This is a genomic window from Methylobacterium sp. R2-1 (assembly GCF_014191355.1).
Classification (GTDB): Bacteria; Pseudomonadota; Alphaproteobacteria; order Rhizobiales; family Beijerinckiaceae; genus Methylobacterium.
Genome location: NZ_JACHWM010000011.1, coordinates 42,620 through 64,851 on the forward strand (window position 1 = coordinate 42,620; position 22,232 = coordinate 64,851).

Annotated in this window: 23 protein-coding genes; 8 read left to right on the forward strand and 15 right to left on the reverse strand. The window is 69.3% G+C overall.

Annotation, left to right across the window (positions count from 1 at the left end; genetic code table 11):
• The first annotated feature begins 130 nt into the window (after positions 1–130).
• Complete coding sequence (gene gltX, locus FHU13_RS16055) at positions 131–1,555, forward strand: glutamate--tRNA ligase (RefSeq protein ID WP_183436860.1); 1,425 nt, start codon at positions 131–133, stop codon at positions 1,553–1,555.
• 477 nt (positions 1,556–2,032) lie between these two features.
• Complete coding sequence (gene gltA / locus FHU13_RS16060; protein ID WP_183436861.1) at positions 2,033–3,322, forward strand: citrate synthase; 1,290 nt, start codon at positions 2,033–2,035, stop codon at positions 3,320–3,322.
• Positions 3,323–3,367: 45 nt separating this feature from the next.
• On the opposite strand, the gene FHU13_RS16065 is transcribed toward gltA, so the two are convergent.
• From FHU13_RS16065 to FHU13_RS16120, 12 genes are all read right to left on the reverse strand, one after another.
• Entirely contained in the window at positions 3,368–3,850 is a 483-nt protein-coding gene (locus tag FHU13_RS16065; RefSeq protein WP_183436862.1) for a YaiI/YqxD family protein, read from the reverse strand.
• The gene (lpxB, locus tag FHU13_RS16070; protein ID WP_183436863.1) at positions 3,847–5,007 is read right to left on the reverse strand and encodes a lipid-A-disaccharide synthase; all 1,161 of its coding nucleotides are present in this window, start codon (positions 5,005–5,007) and stop codon (positions 3,847–3,849) included. Before lpxB ends, FHU13_RS16065 begins: the two co-directional genes overlap by 4 nt.
• On the reverse strand, positions 5,004–5,852 hold the full coding sequence (locus tag FHU13_RS16075; protein WP_183436864.1) for an LpxI family protein: 849 nt from the start codon (positions 5,850–5,852) through the stop codon (positions 5,004–5,006). Before FHU13_RS16075 ends, lpxB begins: the two co-directional genes overlap by 4 nt.
• 11 nt (positions 5,853–5,863) lie before the next feature.
• The gene (lpxA, locus tag FHU13_RS16080; protein WP_183437010.1) at positions 5,864–6,670 is read right to left on the reverse strand and encodes an acyl-ACP--UDP-N-acetylglucosamine O-acyltransferase; all 807 of its coding nucleotides are present in this window, start codon (positions 6,668–6,670) and stop codon (positions 5,864–5,866) included.
• 5 nt (positions 6,671–6,675) lie between these two features.
• Entirely contained in the window at positions 6,676–7,137 is a 462-nt protein-coding gene (gene fabZ / locus FHU13_RS16085) for a 3-hydroxyacyl-ACP dehydratase FabZ (protein WP_183437011.1), read from the reverse strand.
• 158 nt (positions 7,138–7,295) lie between these two features.
• Positions 7,296–8,522: a gephyrin-like molybdotransferase Glp gene (gene glp, locus FHU13_RS16090; RefSeq protein ID WP_183436865.1), complete on the reverse strand. Its 1,227-nt coding sequence runs from the start codon at positions 8,520–8,522 to the stop codon at positions 7,296–7,298.
• Positions 8,519–9,004 (reverse strand): cyclic pyranopterin monophosphate synthase MoaC, encoded by a 486-nt coding sequence (gene moaC / locus FHU13_RS16095; protein ID WP_183436866.1) that lies wholly within the window; start codon positions 9,002–9,004, stop codon positions 8,519–8,521. Before moaC ends, glp begins: the two co-directional genes overlap by 4 nt.
• Positions 9,001–9,858, reverse strand: coding sequence for an indole-3-glycerol phosphate synthase TrpC (gene trpC / locus FHU13_RS16100; protein ID WP_183436867.1), 858 nt, complete (start codon positions 9,856–9,858; stop codon positions 9,001–9,003). The genes moaC and trpC overlap by 4 nt, the downstream gene beginning before the upstream one ends.
• 33 nt (positions 9,859–9,891) lie before the next feature.
• A complete protein-coding gene (trpD, locus tag FHU13_RS16105) occupies positions 9,892–10,905 on the reverse strand; it encodes an anthranilate phosphoribosyltransferase (protein WP_183436868.1) in 1,014 nt (337 codons plus the stop codon).
• 89 nt (positions 10,906–10,994) lie between these two features.
• On the reverse strand, positions 10,995–11,597 hold the full coding sequence (locus FHU13_RS16110) for an anthranilate synthase component II (protein ID WP_183436869.1): 603 nt from the start codon (positions 11,595–11,597) through the stop codon (positions 10,995–10,997).
• A gap of 216 nt (positions 11,598–11,813) precedes the next feature.
• Positions 11,814–13,349: an anthranilate synthase component I gene (trpE, locus tag FHU13_RS16115; RefSeq protein WP_183436870.1), complete on the reverse strand. Its 1,536-nt coding sequence runs from the start codon at positions 13,347–13,349 to the stop codon at positions 11,814–11,816.
• Positions 13,350–13,358: 9 nt separating this feature from the next.
• Positions 13,359–15,263: a SurA N-terminal domain-containing protein gene (locus FHU13_RS16120; RefSeq protein ID WP_183436871.1), complete on the reverse strand. Its 1,905-nt coding sequence runs from the start codon at positions 15,261–15,263 to the stop codon at positions 13,359–13,361.
• Between the two features lie 233 nt (positions 15,264–15,496).
• Here FHU13_RS16120 and tpiA point away from each other — a divergent pair, with 233 nt between their 5' ends.
• Complete coding sequence (gene tpiA / locus FHU13_RS16125) at positions 15,497–16,261, forward strand: triose-phosphate isomerase (protein ID WP_183436872.1); 765 nt, start codon at positions 15,497–15,499, stop codon at positions 16,259–16,261.
• On the opposite strand, the gene FHU13_RS16130 is transcribed toward tpiA, so the two are convergent.
• Both FHU13_RS16130 and FHU13_RS16135 read right to left on the reverse strand, forming a co-directional pair.
• Positions 16,249–16,755 (reverse strand): cysteine hydrolase family protein, encoded by a 507-nt coding sequence (locus tag FHU13_RS16130; protein ID WP_183436873.1) that lies wholly within the window; start codon positions 16,753–16,755, stop codon positions 16,249–16,251. The genes tpiA and FHU13_RS16130 overlap by 13 nt on opposite strands.
• A gap of 23 nt (positions 16,756–16,778) precedes the next feature.
• Complete coding sequence (locus FHU13_RS16135) at positions 16,779–17,060, reverse strand: hypothetical protein (protein ID WP_183436874.1); 282 nt, start codon at positions 17,058–17,060, stop codon at positions 16,779–16,781.
• Between the two features lie 269 nt (positions 17,061–17,329).
• Here FHU13_RS16135 and secG point away from each other — a divergent pair, with 269 nt between their 5' ends.
• The 5 genes from secG (at position 17,330) to FHU13_RS16160 (ending at position 21,836) form a co-directional block, all read left to right on the forward strand.
• A complete protein-coding gene (gene secG / locus FHU13_RS16140; RefSeq protein ID WP_183436875.1) occupies positions 17,330–17,800 on the forward strand; it encodes a preprotein translocase subunit SecG in 471 nt (156 codons plus the stop codon).
• A gap of 191 nt (positions 17,801–17,991) precedes the next feature.
• Positions 17,992–19,620, forward strand: coding sequence for a CTP synthase (locus FHU13_RS16145; protein WP_183436876.1), 1,629 nt, complete (start codon positions 17,992–17,994; stop codon positions 19,618–19,620).
• A 17-nt stretch (positions 19,621–19,637) separates the two neighbouring features.
• Positions 19,638–20,036 (forward strand): DUF350 domain-containing protein, encoded by a 399-nt coding sequence (locus FHU13_RS16150; RefSeq protein WP_183436877.1) that lies wholly within the window; start codon positions 19,638–19,640, stop codon positions 20,034–20,036.
• 4 nt (positions 20,037–20,040) lie between these two features.
• On the forward strand, positions 20,041–20,673 hold the full coding sequence (locus FHU13_RS16155; protein WP_183436878.1) for a DUF1190 domain-containing protein: 633 nt from the start codon (positions 20,041–20,043) through the stop codon (positions 20,671–20,673).
• Entirely contained in the window at positions 20,673–21,836 is a 1,164-nt protein-coding gene (locus tag FHU13_RS16160; protein WP_183436879.1) for a glutathionylspermidine synthase family protein, read from the forward strand. Before FHU13_RS16155 ends, FHU13_RS16160 begins: the two co-directional genes overlap by 1 nt.
• A 79-nt stretch (positions 21,837–21,915) precedes the next feature.
• Here the strand turns inward: FHU13_RS16160 and FHU13_RS16165 are convergent, their stop codons facing one another.
• Positions 21,916–22,227, reverse strand: a complete 312-nt coding sequence (locus tag FHU13_RS16165; protein ID WP_183436880.1) for a hypothetical protein — start codon at positions 22,225–22,227, stop codon at positions 21,916–21,918.
• Positions 22,228–22,232: the final 5 nt, after the last annotated feature.

The window sequence follows — 22,232 nt, forward strand, 5'->3', positions numbered from 1 at the left end:
GCCCGCGCGACGGGCAAACGTGACGAATTCTTAACGCATCCGCTCGCTCGTGCTACACGCCCGGCGAGACCGGCCGCGGCCGCCCTCCCGCCGTCCCGCACTTTTTTCAAAAGAAGCCTCCCAGCAGCCGATGTCGTCACCGGTCGTCACGCGCTTTGCGCCCTCGCCCACGGGCTTCCTGCATATCGGGGGAGCGCGCACGGCCCTGTTCAATTGGCTCTACGCCCGTCGCTTCGGCGGCCGCATGCTGCTGCGCATCGAGGACACCGACCGGGAGCGCTCGACGCAGGCGGCGATCGACGCGATCCTCGACGGGATGCGCTGGCTCGGCCTCGATTGGGACGGCGAGGTAATCTACCAGTTCGCCCGCGCCGAGCGGCACCGCGAGGTGGCCGAGAGCCTGCTCGCCTCGGGCAACGCCTATCACTGCTACGCCAGCGCCGAGGAGCTGGCGCAGATGCGCGAGACCGCCCGCGCCGAGGGCCGCGCCCCGCGCTACGACGGCCGCTGGCGTGACCGGGACCCGTCCGAGGCGCCGGTGGGCGTGAAGCCCGTGATCCGCTTGCGCGCGCCGACCGAGGGCGAGACCGTGGTCGAGGACGCCGTGCAGGGCCGCGTCACTTGGGCCAACCGCGACCTCGACGACCTCGTACTGCTGCGCTCCGACGGGACGCCGACCTACATGCTCGCCGTCGTGGTGGACGACCATGACATGGGCATCACGCAGGTGATCCGCGGCGACGATCACCTCACCAACGCCGCCCGCCAGAGCCAGATCTACCGGGCGCTCGGCTGGGACGTTCCGGCGATGGCACATATCCCGCTCATCCACGGGGCGGATGGCGCCAAGCTGTCGAAGCGCCACGGCGCGCTGGGCGTCGAGGAGTACCGCGACCGCGGCTACCTCCCGGCGGCCCTGCGCAACTACCTCGTGCGGCTCGGCTGGAGCCACGGTGACCAGGAGGTCTTTTCGACCGAGGAGATGATTGCGGCCTTCGACCTGAAGGCGATCGGCCGCTCGGCCGCGCGGTTCGACTTCACCAAGCTGGAGAGCCTCAACGGGCTCTACATCCGCGGCAGCGACGACGCGGTGCTGGTGGATGCCATCGACGCGATCCTGCCGGCCCGCGGCCCGGAGCGCGGCCTGCCGACGGCTCTGACGCCGGACCTGCGCGCGAAGCTTCTGTCGGCGATGCCCGGCTTGAAGGAACGCGCCAAGACGCTCGTCGAACTTCTCGACAGCGCCTACTATCTCTATGCCCCGCGTCCGCTGGCGCTCGACGCCAAGGCGGAAGGCCTGCTCGCCGGTGAAGCGCCGGAGCGGCTGCGTGCCCTTCTGCCGGAGCTGGAGGCCCTGCCGGAATGGAACGCCGCGGCGACGGAAGCCGCCGTGCGCGGGTTCGCCGACACTCAGGGGGTCAAGCTCGGTCAGATCGCCCAGCCCCTGCGGGCGGCGCTCACGGGTCGCGCCACCTCTCCGCCGGTCTTCGACGTAATGGCCGTGCTGGGTCGCGACGAGGCGCTTGCGCGCCTGCGGGATCGCCTGTCGGCCTGAAGACCACCCGCGCGACGGATCACCGCATAAACCTCCCGGTACATCGGCTCAGCTGGGGTGCCGGGACGCGATTTCTGCACCGTCCCAGGCTCGGCAGCGGCCGGAATGACAATCTGGCGCGAATGACAGCCCCAGTCTTCGACTTCGGCAAATCGTATCGTCGAGGGCCGGAAAGTCTTGTCCAGCGGCGTGTTTCGGCGTCATCTTCGTTCTGTTCGAGCGCTTAGAACGATCGAGGACTGCGGCGGAGAACGAGTCGGAGCCGAGTTCATCCCGCTCTTGCAGTGACAGACAGGGCCTGTTTTTCGCATATGCGAAGAGGCGAGGAGAGGCCTACCGTTGCTGGGCGCCGACCGATCCGCTAACCCGGTGCTTCAGTGAGCGGGCGCAGTGCTCTGCTGCGGCGCCACAACGGAGCGGGAGGCGACGTCTCTCGGTCCGGTGCTGTTCCCGTCGCGAGAAAGGGTCCGCGATCCCATGAGCGCTTCCGCCAGCACCATCATCGTGGGCGACAAGAACGTCGAATTGCCCATCAAGACCGGAACGATCGGCCCGGACGTGGTCGATATCGGCAAGCTCTACGCCCAGACCGGCAAGTTCACCTTCGATCCAGGCTTCACCTCGACCGCCTCATGCGAGTCGAAGATCACCTACATCGACGGCGACGAGGGCGTGCTGCTCTATCGCGGCTACCCGATCGAGCAGCTCGCCGAACAGGGCGATTTCCTCGAGACCGCCTACCTGATGCTGTTCGGGGAATTGCCGTCTTCCGCCCAGAAGGCGGATTTCGATTACCGGGTCACGCGCCACACCATGGTGCACGACCAGATGAACCGCTTCTTCCAGGGCTTCCGCCGCGATGCCCACCCGATGGCGGTGATGGTGGCCTGCGTCGGCGCGCTGTCGGCCTTCTACCACGACTCGACCGACATCTCGGACGAGCAGCAGCGGATGATCGCCTCACTTCGCATGATCGCGAAGATGCCGACTCTGGCGGCGATGGCCTACAAGTACACGATCGGCCAGCCCTTCGTGTATCCGAAGAACGACCTCGACTACACGTCGAACTTCCTGCGGATGTGCTTTGCCGTTCCGTGTGAAGAGTACGTGATCAATCCGATCTATGCACGGGCGCTCGACAAGATCTTCATCCTGCACGCGGATCACGAGCAGAACGCCTCGACCTCGACGGTGCGGCTCGCCGGCTCCTCGGGCGCCAACCCCTTCGCCTGCATCGCCGCCGGCATCGCCTGCCTGTGGGGGCCTGCCCATGGTGGCGCCAACGAGGCGGCGCTGAAGATGCTGATGGAGATCGGCCACCCCGAGAACGTGCAGAAATACGTCGCCAAGGCGAAGGACAAGAACGATCCCTTCCGCCTGATGGGCTTCGGCCACCGGGTCTACAAGAACTATGACCCGCGCGCGCGCATCATGCAGAAGACAACCCACGAGGTTCTGAACGAACTCGGCCTGAAGGACGACCTGTTGGAGGTCGCGGTGCAGCTCGAGAAGATCGCCCTCGAGGACGAGTACTTCATCGAGAAGAAGCTCTACCCGAACATCGACTTCTACTCCGGCATCACCCTCAAGGCACTCGGCTTCCCGACCTCGATGTTCACGGTGCTGTTCGCGCTGGCCCGGACGGTCGGCTGGATCGCGCAGTGGGCCGAGATGATCGAGGACCCGTCCCAGAAGATCGGCCGCCCGCGCCAGCTCTATATCGGCCCCGACCGGCGCGACTACGTTCCGATCGGACAGCGGAGCTGAGCCGAGGATCGCCTCCGGGCCTCGTGGCCCGGAGGCGCAACACCATCAGAGCTTGAGATCGCGCTTCAAGCGCACGATCACCCGATCCAGCGCACCGAGAAAGGCCGAGCGGTCCTTCGGCGAGAACGGTTTCGGCCCGCCGGTGATCGCGCCGGCCTCCCGCAGATCCTGCATCAGGTTGCGAGTGGCGAGCGCGAGACCGACGGACGACTCCGTGAAGGCCTTGCCGTTTGGCGCGAACGCGACTGCGCCGGCCTTCACGCAGCGGCTCGCCAGCGGCACGTCCGCCGTGATCACGATGGCACCACGGCCCGCCCGCTCGGCGATCCAGTCGTCGGCCGCGTCGAACTTGTCCCCCACGACGACCCGCTCGATCCACGGCTCACGCGGCAGGTTCAGGAAGCTGTTCGAGACGACGAACACGTGGAGGCCGTAGCGCCCGGCAACGCGGTACACCTCGTCCTTCACCGGGCAGGCGTCGGCATCGACGTAGATCGCGATCGTCGGCGTCGCTACTTCCTCGCTCATGCCGCCCGCCGCGCCTCCAGCACGATCCGGGCCGCCGCCCGGCTCGGTTCCTCGTCGCCGGCCAGCCGCATCCGGCCATCGATGCGGGCGAGCGCGTCGAGTTGGGTTCGCCGGGCGGGGCCGCCGGCGAGAAGCGGCGCCAGCGTCTCGACCAATCGCTCCGGTGTGCAGTCGCCCTGCACGAATTCCGGCATGGCGTTCTCGGACAGGATCAGGTTCGGCAGGACGATCGTCGGGACCTGGATCAGCCGCCGGGCGATGACTTCCTCGACCCGCGACACCTTGTAGGCCACCACCATCGGCACACCGGCCAGCGCGAGCTCGAGCGTCACGGTGCCGGAGGCCGCGAGCGCGGCCCGCGCCCGGCGGAAGGTGGCGTACTTGTCGGCTTCCCCGTGGACGATCCGCGGATGCCGTTCCCAGGCGGCGGCAAGCCGCTCGATCAGGGCGCGATGACGGCTCACCGCAGGCAGCTCGATTTCGAAGGGGCCGACCCGCCGGGCGAGTTCCGCGGTCGCCTGTCCGAAGACCGGCATTAGGCGCTCGATCTCCGAGCGGCGCGAGCCCGGCAGGACCACGAGGACCGGCGGGCGCCCCTCGCGGATGGCCGCCTCATCGGGGGAGGGGCGCAGCTCGGCGAGACGCTCGATCAGCGGGTGGCCGACATAGGAGCAGGGCGGCCCGCCGAGCCGGCGATGCGCCTCCGGCTCGAAGGGGAGGAGGGCGAGCACGTGGTCGATGAAGGGCACCATGCCCTTGGCCCGCCACGGCCGCCACGCCCAGACGCTCGGCGAAACATAATCGACGATGGGCAGATCCGGCAGGCGCTTGCGCACGCGGGTCGCGACCGCGTGGGTGAAGCCAGGGCTGTCGATGATGACGAGCACGTCAGGCCTGCCCGCCACGACGTCGTCCACCGTCTCGCGGATGCGCCGCAGCAAGGTACGAGCGCGGGCGAGCACGGGAAGGTAGCCCATCACCGCGACGTCATCGATGGGGAAGAGCGAGCGGAAGCCTTGCCCCTCCATCGCCTCGCCACCGACGCCGCCGAGCGTCAGGGCCTCGGACGAGAGCGCCCGCAGGGCCCGGATCAGCTTAGCGCCGAGCTGGTCGCCGGAATCCTCACCCGCCACGAGCCAGATCCGCCGGTGCGTCACGGGGCGACCTCCACACCAATCAGGAACAGACCCGCCGCATCCGCAGCCGCGACCGTCGCCTCGCCGTCGATCACCAGGGTATGACCGGCCCCGATAGCGATCCCGGCGCATCCGGCCTCCACCGCGCGGCGCACGGTGCGCGGACCGATGGCCGGCAGATCGATGCGCAGATCCTGGCCGAGCTTCGGCAGCTTGACGAGCACGGTCCCCTTGGCGGGGGTGCCACGGCCGAAGGGCTTGCGGTTGAGCGTCCGGGCACGGGCGAGCATGCGGTCCGTGCCCTCGGGTCCCTCAACGGCGATCACGCGCTCGCCGGCCACCACGGCAGCCTGCCCCACATCGAAGGGGCTCAGGGCGGCGAGCATGGCACGTCCTGTGGCGATGGAGAGAGCCGCGTCGGAGTCCGGCTCCCCCCGGCCGAGCCGGCCGAGCCGGCCGAGCAGGTCTGGGGCGACCTCGTGGACGCCGAGAACCCGGTGCCCGTTCTCCTCCAGCAGCGAGAGCACGGCCCGCAGCAGCCGGTCGTCGCCGCCGGCAAGGCTCTTCAGGATATCCCGGTTGCGCACGGCGTGTGCCGCATTGAGGAGCGCGGCCGGACTCGGGCGGGTGACGCCGCCGGCCGGCACCACGGCAGCGGGGGCCCACTCCTTGAGAATGCGCAGGGTGCCGGGGATGTCGAGGAGATCGACGACCGCATCCGCACGCCGCCGCATTGCCCGCTCGGTGAAGCCACGCACGGCGAGGATCCGGAACGGTCGTCGCGCCCGATCGAGGGAGGCCGCGACCAGTTCCGGCAGCTGGCCCGCACCGGCCACCAGGGCGAGGGGCCGGGCGGGATCGATCACGGCGCGTCGCCTCAGGCCGCTGCGGAAACGGGGCGGGGCGTGCAGATCGAGCGCTTGCCACCCGCGCGGATGAAAGCAAGGATTTCGTGGATCGCCGGATGGGTGTCGAACTCGGCCGCCACGTCCTCGACGCGCTCCATCAGCGTGCCCTCCTGGGCGAAGAGCAGCCGGTAGGCCCGGCGCAGCGCGTGGATGTCCTCGCGCGAGAAACCGCGGCGCTGGAGGCCGATGATGTTGAGCCCGGAGAGGTAGGCGCGGTTACCGAGCACCATGCCGTAGGGGATGCAGTCGTTCTCCAGCCCCGAGAGGCCGCCGACGAAGGCGTGATCGCCGACGCGGGCGAATTGGATCACCGCCGCGCCGCCGCCGAGAATGGCGTAGTTTCCGACGGTGCAATGCCCGGCGAGCATCACGTTGTTGGAGAAGATGACGTGATCGCCGACGCGACAATCGTGGCCGACATGGCTGTTGGCGAGAAACGCGCAGCCGTTGCCGACCACCGTCTCCAGACCGCCGCCGGCCGTGCCGGGATTCATCGTCACGCCTTCGCGGATCAGGCAATCGGAGCCGATGGCGAGCGTCGAGGGCTCGCCGCGGAACTTCAGATCCTGCGGCGGGTGGCCAATCGAGGCGAACGGGTAGATCTTCGTGCGCGCGCCGATCGTGGTGCGGCCGGCGACCACGACGTGGCTGATCAGCTCGCAGCCGTCGCCCAGCACGACGTCGGGCCCGACATGGCAGAACGGGCCGATCCGCACACCGTCCCCGAGCCGGGCGCCATCCTCGACGACGCTGCTCGGGTGAATACCCTCTCGCACCGCGCTCACCCCGTCACCAGCATGGCACCGATCTCGGCCTGCGCCACGAGCGCGCCGTCGACGCGGGCCTCGCCGCGGAACCACCACATGGTCTTGCGCTGATTCATCTTCGTCATGTGGAAGCGAACCTGGTCGCCCGGCACGACAGGCTTGCGGAACTTGCACTTGTCGATGGTCATGAAGAAGACCTGCTTGGTCTTCAAATCATCGCTCATGATGTGGCGGCAGCAGATCGCGCCGGCCGTCTGGGCCATGCCTTCGATCAGCAGAACGCCGGGGAAGACCGGCAGGCCTGGAAAGTGCCCCGTGAATTGCGGCTCATTCGCCGTGACGTTCTTGATACCGATGCAGCTCTCGTCGCGGTCGATCTCGATGATGCGGTCGATCATCAGGAAGGGATAGCGGTGGGGCAGCAGTTCCAGCACTTTCTGGATATCGGCTGAACCCAGCTCCCGCGTCTCGCTCATCGATCCCAATGCTCCCCGCCCATGCTTGCCCGGCGGCATCCGCCGCGTGATCCGGTGGCCTCTATCCGGTGAAGGCCGCCCTCTTCAGCAGAAAATCGGGCGGATGCAAGACTTTTGCTCCATCGGACACGGCCGGCGGTACCGATCGTGAAGCGGATTCAGACGATCCGTCGATCCAGCCGGAGGATGCGGCACGGGTCGCCCGCCTTGGCTGGGCTCGCGTGCGGCGGGCGGATCAGCAGCGCTTCACTGGTGCCGAGCACCGAGAGCATCGAGGAATCCTGGCGCGTCTCGGGGTGGACGACCGGCAGCCGGTCCGGCGCCGTTTCGAGGCGGGCGCGCAGGTAGTCTTGGCGGGCGTCGTTCTCCGGCATGTCGCGGCCGAGGAGAGCGGGCTCGCTGCGGTCCTCGCCCGCGCGCGGATCGCCGAGGAGGGCGCGGATCGCCGGCACCACGAAGAGGAGACCGCAGACGATCGAGGAGACCGGATTGCCCGGCAGGCCGATCACCGCCATGGGCCCAAGCCGCCCGTGCATCAGTGGCTTGCCGGGACGCAGAGCCACCCGCCAGAAGCCGAGCTCCATTCCCTCGGCACCGAGCGCCGCCTGGACGAGGTCGTGGTCGCCCACGGAGGCGCCGCCGAGCGTCACCAGAAGATCGGCCTCGGCCGTGCGCGCGCGGCCGACCGCCTCGCGTAAGGAGGCGAGATCGTCGGTGGCAATGCCGAGATCGATGACCTCCGCGCCGGCCTCCAGGCTCAGTGCTCCGAGCGCGAGGCCGTTCGAGGCGACGATCTGGTCCCACGCCGCCGGCTCACCCGGCCGCACCAGCTCGTCACCCGTCGCGAGTACGGCAACCCGGGGCTTTCGCCGCACAGGCAACACGGCGTAGCCGGCGCTGGCCGCCAGCGCGAGGCGGCGGGCATCGAGGGTCTCGCCGGCCCGCACGAGCGTCTCGCCCGCGCGAAAATCGAGGCCAGCGCGGCGCAGGAAGCGGCCTGCCGCCACCGGTTCGCGGGCGGTGACGGTCTCGCCCTCGGCCTCGGCGTTCTCCTGGATCAGGATTGCGTCGGCACCTTCGGGCACCGGTGCGCCGGTGAAGATGCGCACCGCCTCGGCCGGTCCCAACGTTCCGGAAAAACCGTGGCCGGCCGCACTGGTGCCGATCAGGCGTAGGCGCGCCGGAACGGTCGCTACGTCGGCGGCGCGTACGGCGTAGCCGTCCATGGCGGAGGCCGGGAAGGGCGGCTGGGTCTGCCGGGCCGTCAGGTCGGCGGCGAGGGTGCGGCCGGCGCCCTGGGCGATGGGAATCTCTTCGACCGCGACAGGCCCGGGGATGGCGGCAAGGATTTTCTCGAGCGCCTCGGCGACCGGGAGCAGGCTCATGAGCCGGCGTTCCACGCACCGGACTTTCCCCCCTCCTTCGACAGGAGGCGGATGCCCTCGATGCGCATACCGCGATCGGCGGCCTTCACCATGTCGTAGACGGTCAGGCACGCGATCGACACGGCGGTGAGCGCCTCCATCTCGACGCCGGTCTGACCCTGCACCTTTACCTCCGCGGTGAGGCGCAGGCCGGGCAGGGCGTCGTCCGGCTCGCAGGTCAGCCGCACCTTGGTGATCAGCAGCGGATGGCAGAGCGGAATCAGTTCGTGGGTGCGCTTGGCGGCCATGATGCCGGCGAGCCGGGCCGTGCCGATGACGTCGCCCTTCTTGGCATCGCCCTCGCGGATCAGCGCCAGGGTCTCGGGCTGCATCACCACGACGCCCTCGGCGACGGCCGTGCGCGAGGTCGCGGCCTTATCCGAGACGTCGACCATGTTGGCCGCGCCGGTCCGGTCGATATGGGTGAGGGAGGCGCCGCTCACCGGCCGGCTTCCCCGAACAGCAGGGCCTTCGTCGCCGCGGTCACGTCGTCCTGCCGCATCAGGCTCTCGCCGACGAGGATCGTGTCGAGCCCGTGCTGTTTCAGCCGCAGCACGTCGGCGTGTCCGCCGATACCGCTCTCGGCCACCGCGATCCGGTCGGCCGGGATGCCGGGCTTGAGCTTGATCGCCGTCTCGAACGAGACCTCGAAGGTCTTGAGATTGCGGTTGTTGACGCCGACCAGCCGGGTGCCGAGCGGCAGGGCCCGCTCCAGCTCCTGCGCGTCGTGGACCTCGACCAGCACGTCCATGCCGAGATCGTGTGCGGTCTCGGTGATGGCAGCGGCCTCCGCGTCGTCGAGACAGGCCATGATGACGAGGACGCAATCGGCGCCCCAGGCACGAGCCTCGTAGACCTGATACGGCTCGAACATGAAATCTTTTCGCAGGACCGGCAGGTCGCAGGCCGCGCGCGCCTCGACCAGGAAGTCCGGCGCTCCCTGGAACGAGGGGGTGTCGGTGAGAACCGAGAGACAAGTTGCGCCGCCCTTGGCGTAGGCCTTGGCCAGCGTCTTCGGGTCGAAATCGGCGCGGATCAGCCCCTTGGAGGGCGAAGCCTTCTTGATCTCGGCGATCAGCGCCGGACGGCCCTCGCCGATATGCCGGGCGATGGCGTCGGCGAAGCCGCGGGGGGCCTCGGCCTTGGCGACCTGCTTCTCCAGCTTGGCCAGCGGAATGCGCAGCTTCGCCTCGGCGATTTCGCGGCGCTTGTAGGCCTCGATCCGCGCCAGCACGCTCGCCCGCGCGGGAGCGGTCGCGACAGGCCCGGCGGTCACGTCGGCCACGATGTCGTCCATCGATTATTCCTTGGAACCGTTCGAGGCCGTCTATCACGCATTGGAGATGGCGACGAGGCGCGCCAGCGTCGCCCGCGCCGCGCCGGAATCGATCGCGCCCTGCGCCCGCGCCACGCCCTCGGCGAGGGTGTCCGCGGCGCCCGCCACCACGAGACCGGCACCGGCGTTCAGCACGGCGATATCGCGGTAGGCGCTGCGGGCACCCTCCAGCACGGCACCGAGCGCGGCGGCATTGTGGTCGGGGTCGCCTCCACGCAGGTCGTCGGGGGTCGCGAGCGGCAAGCCGACCTCGCGCGGATCGATGGTGAAGCGCGAGAGCGCACCGTCCTCAAGCGCGACCACCGCGGTCGGGCCCGTGGTGGTGATCTCGTCGAGCCCGTCCGAGCCGTGCACGGTCCAGACCCGGCGGCTGCCGAGCGTCGCCAGCACCCGCGTCAATGGCTCGGCCCAGGCCGCGCGCGAGACGCCGAACACCTGCGCCGTCACGCCGGCTGGGTTCGAGAGCGGCCCGAGCATGTTGAAGATGGTGCGGAACGGCAGTTCGGTCCGTACCGGCGCGACGTGGCGCATGGCGCCGTGATGCGTCTGTGCGAACATGAAGCAGAGACCGGCTTCCGAGAGGCAGCGCGCCAGGGCCTCGGGAGGGAGGCCGATCTTCACGCCGAGCGCCGCCAGCACATCGGCGGCGCCGGAGCGCGAGGTCGCGGCGCGGTTGCCGTGCTTGGCCACCGGCACACCGCAGGCGGCGGTGAGGATCGCGGCCAGCGTCGAGACGTTGTAGCTGCCCGAATGGTCGCCGCCGGTGCCGACGATGTCGATGGCGCCCTCGGGCGCCGCCACGGGGAGCATCCGCGCCCGCATCGCCGCGACCGCGCCGACGATCTCGTCCTCGCTTTCGCCGCGCACCGAGAGGGCGGTGAGGAACGCGCCGGCCTGGATCGGCGTGACCTCGCCCGAGAGCAGGTCGTCGAAGGCGGCGCGGGCCTGCTCGCGGCTCAGCGGAGCACCGGAAGCAACCGTCGCGAGATGAGTTTTGAAGGCGTCCATCGGGGTCGTGGCTCTGTTCGAGCCCTCTCCCCTCTATCAGGAGGAGGGAGGGGGCGTGGAGCCGTCAATGCACGCCGCGGCCGACCTTGTCACGCGCGGGCCGCCGACTCCTTGTGCCAAGCGGCGGCGATGTCGAGGAAATTGCGCAGGATCTGCGTGCCGTGGTTCGAGAGGATGCTCTCGGGGTGGAACTGCACGCCGTGGACCGGCAATTCGCGGTGCTGGAGTCCCATGATCAGCCCGTCGGCTTCGGCCGTGACCGAGAGATCCTGCGGGCAGCTCGCGCGATCCACCACAAGCGAGTGGTAGCGCGTTGCGGCAAAGCCCTCGTTGATGCCGCGGAACACGCCCTTCGCCTCGTGGCGGATGGTCGAGACCTTGCCGTGCATGGGGGAGGGGGCGCGGACTACGTCGCCGCCATAGGCCTGCCCGATGGTCTGGAGCCCGAGGCACACGCCGAAGATCGGGATCTCGGAACCCAGCTCCCGCACCGCGTCGAGGCAGATGCCGGCCTCGTTCGGTGTGCAAGGCCCCGGCGAGAGCACGAGCGCGTCCGGGGCCCGGTCGCGGATGCCAGCGACGTCGATCTGGTCGTTGCGCACCACGTCGATCCGCTCGCAGAGCGGGCCGATCAGGTGGACGAGATTCCAGGTGAAGGAATCGTAGTTGTCGATGACGAGGACGTTGGACATCGAGCTCAGCCGTAGCGCTTAAACTCCCGCCTCCCTCCTCACCCTGAGGTGCCGCGAAGCGGCCTCGACGGATCCTTCAGGGGTCGCGCGGGATCTGAAAGATCCTTCGAGGCCGACGCTGCGCGTCGGCACTTCAGGATGAGGGAGGAGACGGATAACCGTTCAGAAAAGGGTGGCGACGGGGAGCCGGCAAGTCAAGACGACGTGCCTACGCCTCTACTGCCCCCGCTTGGCCCGGCTCGCGAACTGCACCGCGTCCTCCGCTGCGCGGAACAGGGCCTTGGCCTTGTTCACGCATTCCTGCTGCTCTGACTGCGGATCCGAATCGTACACGATGCCCGCCCCTGCCTGCACGTGCATGCGGCCGTCCTTCACGATGGCCGTGCGCAGGACGATGCAGGTGTCCATCTCGCCGCGCGCCCCGAAATAGCCGATGCAGCCGCCATAGGGACCGCGCTTCTCGCGCTCCAGCTCGTCGATGATCTCCATCGCCCGCACCTTCGGTGCGCCCGAGACGGTGCCGGCGGGAAACCCGGCGGCGAGCGCCGAGAGCGCGTCGTGGCTCGGGTCGAGGTCGCCCTCGACATTCGAGACGATGTGCATGACCTGGGAATAGTATTCGAGAAAGAACGAGTCGGTGACGGTGACGCTGCCGATCTTCGAAACGCGGCCGACATCGTTGCGGCCGAGGTCGAGCAGCATCAGGTGCTCGGAGCGCTCCTTCGGATCGGCCAGGAGTTCGTCGGCCAGCGCCCGATCCTCGGCCGGCGTGGCGCCGCGGCGGCGCGTGCCGGCGATCGGGCGGATCGTGACCTTGCCCTCGCGCACTCGCACGAGGATCTCGGGGCTGGAACAGACGACCTGAAACGCCTCGAAATCGAGGTAGCAGAGAAACGGCGCCGGATTGGTGCGGCGCAAGGAGCGGTAGAGCGCGAAGGCCGGGAGGGTGAAGGGCGCCTCGAAGCGCTGCGACAGCACCACCTGAAAAATGTCGCCCGCGACGATGTATTCCTTGGCCTTTGCGACCATCGCCAGGAATGCGTCCGGATCGGTGTTCGAGACCGGAGAGGGCAGGGCGAGGCCCGCCGCATCCGCCCGCGCCTCGATCGGCAGCGGGCCCTCGAGGGCCTCGGCCACCCTGTCGAGTCGGGCCTGCGCGGCTTCGAGCGCGGCAAGCGCGCTCACGCCCGCGGCCGGGCGAACGGGAGTGACCACGGTGAGCGCGTCGGCCACGGCGTCGAACACCACCATTACCCGCGGACGGATCAGGATCGCGTCCGGCACACCGAGCGGATCGGGGTTCGGCTCGGGCAGCCGCTCCATGGCGCGGACCATGTCGTAGCCGAGATAGCCGAACAGGCCGGCGGCCATCGGCGGCAGCGCCGCACTCTGCGCATCGTCGCCCACCGCGCTCTCGGCAATGAGGGCGCGCAACGAGGCGAGCGGCGCCCGCTCGTCCGGCACGAAATCCGTGAGCGCCGCATCGCGGGCGATCTCGGGGCGTCCGTCGCGACAGCGCCAGATCAGGTCGGGGTCGAGCCCGATCATCGAGTAGCGCCCGCGCACCGCGCCACCCTCGACCGATTCGAGCAGGAAGCCGGGACCGGCATGCCCCGCCTTCAGCTTCAGGAAGGCGGCGACCGGCGTCTCCAGATCGGCTACCAGGGTCAGGCCGAGCAGACTTGCGCGTCCAGCCTCGTAGGCGTGCGCCACCGCTTCGTGCGCAGGTTCGCTAAGGCCGAGTTCGGTCATTGCCAGACCTCAGTACTCGCCGCCGAGCGCCCGCCGGAGGGCGGTCTGGTTGACACTCACGCCCGCACTCTTCTGCACCTCGGCGATGAATTCGCCGAGCACGTCGTCGGCCAGCGCGGTGCGCAGCGAATTCACGAGCTGATGGTCGCTCGGCGTGCCGGGGACGAAGGCCGGCACGGTCGCGGCGGTGACCTTGAACACCGCGCGGCCCTCGCCGGACGGCGCCGAGGCCGCCTTGCCGACTGGTGTCGTGAAGATGCGCTCGACGATCTCGGAGGAGAGATCATCCTTGTTCTGGTTGCGGGCGATCTCGGTGACGGTCTTCAGCGGCACGCCCGCCTCCTGCGCCACGGTTTCGATGGCGTCGCCCTTGTCCAGGCGCTCGGTCAGTTCCTTGGACTTCGCCACGAGGCGCTTCTCGGCCTCGGCTCTGGTCCAGCCCTTCACGGCCTCGTCACGGACCTCCGCGAGCGGCTTCTCGTGCGAGGGGTCGATCTTGACGACGTCGTACCAGATCGCGCCACCGGTCTTGGTGCGCAGCACCTCGGTATCATTGCCGACATCGGCGCGGAAGGCGGCCGGCAGCGTGGTCTCCTTGTCCGGAATGCCGGCGACCGGCTGGCCGGACGGGTCGTTGCCCTGGGCATCGACCGCGGGAATGCTGAGCAGCGTCAGGCCCTGATCCTTGGCGATCTCGGCCAGCGGCTTGGCGGCCGAGCGGGCATCCTCGATCGCGTCCTGCACCTTGTCGAAGCCGCCATCGCGCACCCGCCGCAGCGCGATTTCCTTGCGAACCTCGTCCTTCACCTCATCGAACGGCTTGACGGAGCCGGGTTCAATCGCCGTGACACGCAGGAGCACGGTTCCGAAGCGGCCCTTCACCGGCTCGCTCACCTTGTCCTGTTCCAGGGCGAAGGCAGCGTCGCCCACCGCCGGATCGAACAGCTCCGCCTTCGTCAGGGTGCCGAGGTCGAGCTGCTTCGGGTCGAGCCCGCGCTCGGCGGCGACCGCCTCGAACGGCGTCTCACCACTCTCGATCTTGGCGCGCGCCTCCTTGGCGGCGGTCTCGTCGGGGAAGCTGATCTGCTGGATCGTGCGCCGCTCGGGCTTGCCGAAGCGAGCGGTGTTGGCCTCATAGACCTTGCGCGCCTCCTCGTCGGACACATCGTCGGGCTTGGCGAGCGCGGCGGGGTCGAGCACCAGCAGGTTGAGGCTGCGATATTCGGGGGCGCGGAACGAGGCCTTGTTGTTGTCGTAGTAGGCCTTGAGTTCCTCGTCGCTCGGGGCCGGGATCTCGCCGGCGGCGGAGGGTGCCAGCGCCAGCACGGCGGCATCGCGGCGCTCGGTGCTGTAGCGGTGCACCGCCTCGCGCATGGCCTGCGGAACCGGCGGGTCGGCGACGATGGCATCGGCCAGCTGCAGGCGGGCAATGACGGAACGCTGCTCGCGCACGAACATCGCCTCGTTCAGACCCGCTCGCTGGAGCGTCTGGAAGAACAGGGTTCGGTCGAAGCTGCCATTGGCGTTCTTGAAGCTCGGCTCGTCCTGGATCGCCCGCAGCACTGCCGCGTCGGAGACGGCGAGCCCGAGATCGTGCGTCTTTTGGTCGAGCGCCGCCTCGGTGATGAGCTGGGCCAGCACCTGCCGCTCCAAGCCCATTGCCCGCGCCTGGTCCGGCGTCAGCGTCCGCTTGAGCTGGGCCTGGTAGCGCTGAAGCTGGTTCTGGTAGGCGGTGCGCACCTCCTCGGCCGAGATCGGCGTCTTGCCGACCGTGACGACCGTCGTGCTCGACCCGCCGCGGAAAAACTCCTCCACACCGAAGATCGCCACGCCCGCGATCAGGAAGGTGAAGATCACCGTCAGCACGACCTTGCCGAGCCAATGCTGGCTGGCACTGCGAATGGACTGGAGCATCGGACGCCCGGGCCTAGATCTCTACGGCCCTGCCCACGCGGGCAGGGAACAAATTCGAGCCCCGCGATAGACGATCGGGGCGGCGGCGCAAAGGGCATGTGTTCCGCGCGCCTTCCGCGGGCCCGAAACGGCGGCAGAGTCGCCGGAGAGGTCGTTTGCGCGCCTAAGCTTGCTCTGCTAGGTCCGCGCACACGTTGAACCCCTTGGATCGAGACACGGAGAACCGGGACGCCATGGCAAGCGAGGGACGCCGTCCGCTGGTTGCCGGCAACTGGAAGATGAACGGCCTGCGCTCCTCGGTTCCGATCGTCGAGGCGATCCGCGACGGGCTCTCGCCCGCGCTCACCGACAGGATCGACGTGTTGATCTGCCCGCCCGCGACGCTGATCTCCTCCTGCGTGGCGGCCGTATACGGATCGCCCATCGCCATCGGCGGCCAGAACCTGCATGCCCGCCCGAGCGGCGCCTTCACCGGCTCGATCTCGGCGGAGATGTTCGCCGATCTCGGCGCGACTTACGTCATCGTCGGACATTCCGAGCGGCGCGCCTACCATTACGAGACCGATGACGGGGTCCATGCCAAGGCGCTGGGCGCCCGCCGCGCGGGTCTGCGCGGCATCATCTGCGTCGGCGAGACCATGGAGGAGCGCCAGCAGGGCCGAGCGCTCGACATCGTGCGCGCACAGCTCGCCATCGGCCTGCCGAAGGGCGCGACCGGCGCCGACACTGTGATCGCTTACGAGCCGGTCTGGGCCATCGGCTCGGGCCGCACGCCGACGGCGAAAGAGATCGCAGAGGTTCACGCCTCTTTGCGCGAGATGCTCGACAAGCTCGTCGGCGAGGAGGCACACAAGATCCGCATCCTCTACGGCGGCTCTGTGAAGCCCTCGAACGCCCGCGAGCTGATGGCGGTGGAGAACGTCGACGGCGCTCTGGTCGGCGGCGCCAGCCTCGTGGCGGAGGACTTTTTGGGGATCTGCCGCGCTTACGAGGGGTAGGGCAGGGGCTTCAGAGCGAGCGGCAACGCGTCGGGAACATCCACAACGCTGCCGAAATGGTGGCGCCAGAGGGCTGTGCCGAGGGCGGCCGAGCGATCGAGGGACGACCCGACGCTGAGCCATCGCAGAAGAGTCGGGTGCAGACCGGCATCGAACAGCATGAATCCGGCAGCGAGACAGCAGGTCTCCGCCTGAACGCCGCAGACGAGGACGCGCTCGACCGCGAGCGCCCTGAAGTGCTCGATCAGCGCCGGCGGCGGCAGGTAGCCGTGCTTGACGAAAACCCGATCGGCCGGAACCAGCGGCGCCTCGTCCAAGGGCGGCGTCCAGCCGAGTTGCCGCGCAAATGGGGTCACCGCCTCGTCGTGCCGCTCGACCGTTGCTACCGTATGAAGCGTCCGGCTCAGAGCGGTGATGCCCGCGACGATCGTCTCCGGCACGCGGAAGCTCGCCTGCACGTCGACGACGAGAAGGGCCTGCCGTTCCAGCACCATGCGGGCAGGGATCCGGTCCGCCGTCAGTCCTGGCGGGCCGGCGCCTTCGTCACGGCCTCCTTGGTCCGCTCGATCATCGAGAGCACGGCGACGTAGAACGCCTGTTGCAGCGGGCTCATGCCGTCCGGCCGGATCCGGTCGGAGAGGGCGGCCTGCACTTCATCGAGGGCCCCCGCCCGTCCCGCCGGATCGGGCCGCTCGAGGGCGATCCGCAGGAGATCGGATTGGACGGCGGCCATCTCCTCGCGGTCGGCGCGGTCAATGAAGGCGGCGAGCCGCCCGGCTTCGTGCTGGAAATCGATCATCCCCGACTCCTTGCACGGGCCGTGCCCTATGGCCATGCACGCCCGGCGTTTTCCCGGCCGTCACGGGCTTGGCGCGAGATGCGCCCGGCCTCACTCCCGCCCCGACACGCGCATGACACCCGCATGACACGCGAAGGCCGGTTGGCGCGGGTGGGCAAACGGTGTAGGAGCCCCCACTTCGTGCAGCGGATACGCGGGCGCGCTGCTTTTGCGCGCGCTTCTTGTCCGGCACACCGACAGCGTCCGCGCGAGCGGGCACCGGAATCGCTATGCAGACCGTCCTCATCGTCGTCCACCTTATCATCGTGCTGGCGCTGATCGCCGTGGTGCTGCTGCAGCGCTCGGAGGGCGGGCTCGGGCTCGGCGGCGGCGGAAGCGGCGGCGTCTCCGGATTCATGACCGGCCGCGGACAGGCGAACGCGCTCACCCGCGCCACTGCGATCCTGGCGGCCCTGTTCTTCACGACCAGCATCGCGCTGGCGATCATGGCTCACCGCAGCGCCGCGCCCCGTTCGATCCTCGACGAGGCCGGGACGCAGCCGGGCCAGACGCAGCAAACCAACAAGCCGGTGAACGCGGACAACCTGCTCGACACGCTGCGCGGCGGCGCGGGCCAAGCGGCCCCCGGCCAACCGGCCTCGGTCCCGACCGACGCGCCCGCCACGCCGGCAACGCCCGCGCCCGCCCAGAGCGCGCCGCCGGCCGCACCGACCACGCCGGAAGCACCGCAGTCGCGCTGACGCCGGGCGGACAAACCGCACCGTCTGCGGATAAGACCCTTGCGGCCGGTGCATCGGCCGCGAGGATGTGAGAGACGAATTCCTCAACGGCGTGAAGGGCATCGCCCTGTGTCGCCCCCCGTGTGGCCAGCGGGGCGCGGCAACCGTTGCGGTTTGGCGAATCGCTTGAGCCCCTTTATGGACCAAAGCCCATGACGCGGTACGTCTTCATCACCGGCGGCGTGGTTTCCTCCCTCGGCAAAGGTCTCGCCTCAGCGGCACTTGCCGCCCTGCTGCAGGCGCGCGGCTACCGCGTGCGCCTGCGCAAGCTCGACCCCTACCTCAACGTCGATCCGGGCACGATGAGCCCGACGCAGCACGGTGAGGTGTTCGTCACCGACGACGGCGCGGAGACCGATCTCGACCTCGGCCATTACGAGCGGTTTACCGGCCTGCCGGCCTCGCGCGCCGACAATGTCACGACGGGCCGCATCTACCTCGACATCATCACCAAGGAGCGGCGCGGCGATTATCTCGGCGCCACGATCCAGGTGATTCCGCACGTCACCAACGCCATCAAGGCGTTCGTGCTCGACGGCAACGACGATTACGATTTCGTTCTCGTCGAGATCGGCGGCACGGTCGGCGACATCGAGGGCCTGCCCTTCTTCGAGGCGATCCGCCAGATCGGCCAGGAACGCCCGCGCGGCAGCGTCTGCTACCTGCACCTGACGCTGCTGCCCTACATCCCGTCTGCCGGCGAGCTGAAGACCAAGCCGACCCAGCACTCCGTGAAGGAGTTGCGCTCGATCGGCATCCAGCCCGACATCCTGCTCTGCCGCTGCGACCGGCCGATCCCGCAGGACGAGCGGCGCAAGCTCGGCCTGTTCTGCAACGTGCGGGAAAGCGCGGTCATCGAGGCCCGCGACGTGGACACGATCTACGCCGTGCCGCTCTCCTACCGCGAGGCGGGGCTCGACCGGGAGATCCTGGCCCATTTCCAGATGGAGCCCGAGAGCGAGCCGAAGCTCGACCGCTGGCAGAACATCCTCGAGCGGGTGCGCAACCCCGAGGGCGAGGTCACCATCGCCATCGTCGGCAAGTACACGGGCCTGAAGGACGCCTACAAGTCGCTCACCGAGGCGCTGACCCATGGCGGCATCGCCAACAACGTGCGCGTCAACCTCGAATGGATCGAGGCGGAGGTGTTCGAGCGCGAGGACCCGGCGCCCTTCCTGGAGGGCCTGCACGGCATCCTCGTGCCCGGCGGCTTCGGCCAGCGCGGCGCGGAAGGCAAGATCCGCGCGGCCCGCTACGCGCGCGAGCGCAACATCCCGTATTTCGGCATCTGCTTCGGCATGCAGATGGCGGTGATCGAGGCGGCACGCTCGCTGGCCGGGATCGAGGGGGCCAATTCCACCGAGTTCGGGGAGACCAACGAGCCGGTGGTGGGTCTGCTCACCGAGTGGATGCGCGGCAACGAGTTGGAGCGGCGCGCGGCCGAGAGCGATCTCGGCGGCACCATGCGGCTCGGCGCCTACAAGGCGACGCTCCATCCGGAGACCAAGATCGCGCGGATGTACGGCGAGACCGAGATCTCGGAGCGCCACCGGCACCGCTACGAGGTCAACATGGCCTATCGCGAATGCCTGGAGGCCAAGGGCCTGCGCTTCTCCGGCACCTCGCCGGACGGGCTCCTGCCGGAGACGGTTGAGCACGAGGGCCATCCGTGGTTCATCGGCGTCCAGTTCCACCCGGAGTTGAAGTCGCGCCCCTTCGAGCCGCACCCGCTGTTCAAGGGGTTCATCGCCGCCGCGATCGAGCAGAGCCGGCTGGTCTGACTGAGAGGAACGCACGGTTGACGACGATCTCGGGCCTGCCGGCCTTTCTCGCCTACTTCGTCGTCTCCCTCGGGCTCACCGCCCTCTACCTCGTGACCTACCTCACCGCGACGGCGCACCGGGAGATCGCCCTGGTCCGCGAGGGCAACCTCGCCGCCGCACTTGCGCTCGGGGGCAGCCTGCTCGGCTACTCCATTCCGCTCTCGGCCGCGGTGCGCTACGCCGGGTCGCTCCTCGACTGCATCGTCTGGGGCCTCGTCGCCCTCGTGGTACAGGTCGCGATCTACTGGCTGATGCGGCCGCTGCTGCCGAACCTGTCGCGGCGGATCGACGAAGGTCAGACCGCGCCCGCAATCCTGCTCGGGGCCGCGTCCCTGGCGGGCGGCCTCGTGAACGCCGCCTGCATGAGCTACTGACGCCGTGGCGGACGACCGCGAGGCCCAGGAAAATTTCGGCCAGCGCAGGCCCGTTGAGCCTGCACCGGCCGTCAGACCACCCGACAAGGCCGCGACCAAGCGGTCGCAGACCGTCTCGACGGTACTGGTGGCGGGTGCGGGCCTCGCCGCGCTCGGCCTCGGCAATCTCGACCGGACCGCGCCTTCGAAGGACATCCTCGTCTACGCAGATGCGGCGGCCTGCGCCGCCGATGGCATCCGCCCGGCCGACGAGTGCCGCAGCGACTATGCCACCGCCCGTGCGGCCTACCCGTCGACCGCGCCGCATTACCGCTCATCGGCGGAGTGCGAAGGGCACCACGGCTCGTCCCACTGCCTGCCGGATCCGAATGCGCCGACGCAATTCGTTCCCCGGATGGCCGGCTACCTGCTCGGCCGCCGCGCATCCGACTGGGTGACGCCCGAACCCGTCTACGAGCACCGCCAGGGTCACGGCGGCCATCATGGAAGTTACTGCACCGGTTCGGGCGGCAAGGTCGCGACCGGAAGCGGGGGCCACGCCTCCTCGGGCACACTCAAACCGGCCGCCGGACAACCGACGAAGTTTGGCGGCTTCGGCGACGGCGGCAAGGGTTTCTCCTCCTTCGGCGGCACCTGATGCGCCGCATCGCCTGCGGAGAGCGGCCCGGCTGGCGGGAGATCGCGCGGGAGGCGGGCTTTACCTTCCACACCATCGACGGCGCGCCCTACTGGGATGAGAGCCACGCCTACGCCTTCTCCCTCGCCGAGATCGAAGAGGACATCGAAGGGTCGAGCGCCGAGTTGCACGCCCTCTGCCTCGCCTTCGCCGCCGAGGCGGTGGAGGACGAGCGCGTCCTCGCCTCGCTCGCCATCCCCGAACCGGTCTGGGACACGGTGCGGACGAGCTGGCGCCGGTCCGATCCGAGCCTCTACGGACGTCTCGATTTCTCTTATGGCGGAGGGGGCCCTGCCAAACTCCTCGAATACAACGCCGACACGCCGACCGCCCTCTACGAGAGTGCGGTGTTCCAGTGGCTCTGGCTCGAACAGGGGCTGAGGGACCGGCGCCTGCCCGCGGGCAGCGACCAATTCAACGCGGTCCACGAGCGGCTGATCGCCCGCCTTGCCGAGATCGCGCCGCCGGGCCTGTTCGCCTTTGCCGCCGATTCGAGCGGCCCGGAAGACCTCGGTACCGCCGGCTACCTTCAGGACTGCGCCGTTCAGGCCGGCTGCGAGACGATCCTGCTCGACCTCGCCCAGATCGGCCTGAGGACAGACGGTGCCTTCTGCGGGCCGGACGAGCGGGCCTTCGCCGCACTGTTCAAGCTCTACCCCTGGGAATGGGCGTTTCAGGACGCGTTCGGTCCAGCGGTCGCGGCCTCACCGACGCGCTTCCTCGAGCCGCCCTGGAAGATGGTGCTCTCCAACAAGGGCCTGCTCGCCCATCTCTGGGCCCGCGAGCCCGGCCACCCGAACCTGCTGCCAGCCTATTTCGAAGGTGATCCCGCCTGCGCGAGCCTCGGCGCCTCCGTGCGCAAGCCGCTGCTCTCGCGCGAGGGTGCCAATGTCGAGATGTTTTCAGCCGAGGGCACGCGGCTGGCCGGCGAGCCGGGACCCTACGGAGCGGAAGGCTTCATTCGGCAGGGACTGGCAGAACTGCCGTGCTTCGACGGCCGCCGCCCGCTCGTCGGCGCCTGGATCGTCGGGGAGGCGCCGGCCGGGCTGTGTATCCGCGAATCGGACGGCCCGATCACCGGCGACGGAGCGCTGTTCGTGCCGCACCTGATCGAGCCGGGTTGAGACTGGGCTCGAAATGAGATTGGGCCCGAAAAAGGGGCCGGACAGGCTCCGGCCCCTCTCATCATCGGATGCGTGTCGCTCAGCGGCCGGCGGCGCTGTTGCCGCCCCCGGCGCTGCCGGCACCGCCGCCCATGGTGCCGCCGGGCGCGTTGCCGGCACCGGCAGCCCCGCCCGTCGTGGCCCGGGGGGCCATGGTGCCGGTCGAGCCGGTGGTGGCGCCGGCGCCGCTGCCGGTCGTGGGCCGCATGCTGTCGCCGGTGTTGTTCCGCATGGGGCTGGCGCTGTCCGTGGTGCCGCCGGTCCCGCCCTTGCCAGTGCTCGACTGGGCGAGAGCCGCCCCCGAGACGGCGAGAGTCAGCGCGGCGGCCAGAGCGATGGTTTTGGTCGGCATGGCTC

Bases quoted from the DNA above. Each gene is read 5' to 3' on its own strand.
- FHU13_RS16160 (WP_183436879.1), top strand. From the start codon at position 20,673: ATGCGCCGCATCGCCTGCGGAGAGCGGCCCGGCTGGCGGGAGATCGCG.
- FHU13_RS16135 (WP_183436874.1), bottom strand. From the start codon at position 17,060: ATGATCGATTTCCAGCACGAAGCCGGGCGGCTCGCCGCCTTCATTGAC.
- FHU13_RS16130 (WP_183436873.1), bottom strand. From the start codon at position 16,755: ATGGTGCTGGAACGGCAGGCCCTTCTCGTCGTCGACGTGCAGGCGAGC.
- FHU13_RS16120 (WP_183436871.1), bottom strand. From the start codon at position 15,263: ATGCTCCAGTCCATTCGCAGTGCCAGCCAGCATTGGCTCGGCAAGGTC.
- trpD (WP_183436868.1), bottom strand. From the start codon at position 10,905: ATGGACGCCTTCAAAACTCATCTCGCGACGGTTGCTTCCGGTGCTCCG.
- trpC (WP_183436867.1), bottom strand. From the start codon at position 9,858: ATGGACGACATCGTGGCCGACGTGACCGCCGGGCCTGTCGCGACCGCT.
- tpiA (WP_183436872.1), top strand. From the start codon at position 15,497: ATGGCAAGCGAGGGACGCCGTCCGCTGGTTGCCGGCAACTGGAAGATG.
- FHU13_RS16145 (WP_183436876.1), top strand. From the start codon at position 17,992: ATGACGCGGTACGTCTTCATCACCGGCGGCGTGGTTTCCTCCCTCGGC.
- glp (WP_183436865.1), bottom strand. From the start codon at position 8,522: ATGAGCCTGCTCCCGGTCGCCGAGGCGCTCGAGAAAATCCTTGCCGCC.
- FHU13_RS16065 (WP_183436862.1), bottom strand. From the start codon at position 3,850: ATGAGCGAGGAAGTAGCGACGCCGACGATCGCGATCTACGTCGATGCC.
- gltX (WP_183436860.1), top strand. From the start codon at position 131: ATGTCGTCACCGGTCGTCACGCGCTTTGCGCCCTCGCCCACGGGCTTC.
- trpE (WP_183436870.1), bottom strand. From the start codon at position 13,349: ATGACCGAACTCGGCCTTAGCGAACCTGCGCACGAAGCGGTGGCGCAC.
- gltA (WP_183436861.1), top strand. From the start codon at position 2,033: ATGAGCGCTTCCGCCAGCACCATCATCGTGGGCGACAAGAACGTCGAA.
- fabZ (WP_183437011.1), bottom strand. From the start codon at position 7,137: ATGAGCGAGACGCGGGAGCTGGGTTCAGCCGATATCCAGAAAGTGCTG.
- secG (WP_183436875.1), top strand. From the start codon at position 17,330: ATGCAGACCGTCCTCATCGTCGTCCACCTTATCATCGTGCTGGCGCTG.
- FHU13_RS16165 (WP_183436880.1), bottom strand. From the start codon at position 22,227: ATGCCGACCAAAACCATCGCTCTGGCCGCCGCGCTGACTCTCGCCGTC.
- FHU13_RS16110 (WP_183436869.1), bottom strand. From the start codon at position 11,597: ATGTCCAACGTCCTCGTCATCGACAACTACGATTCCTTCACCTGGAAT.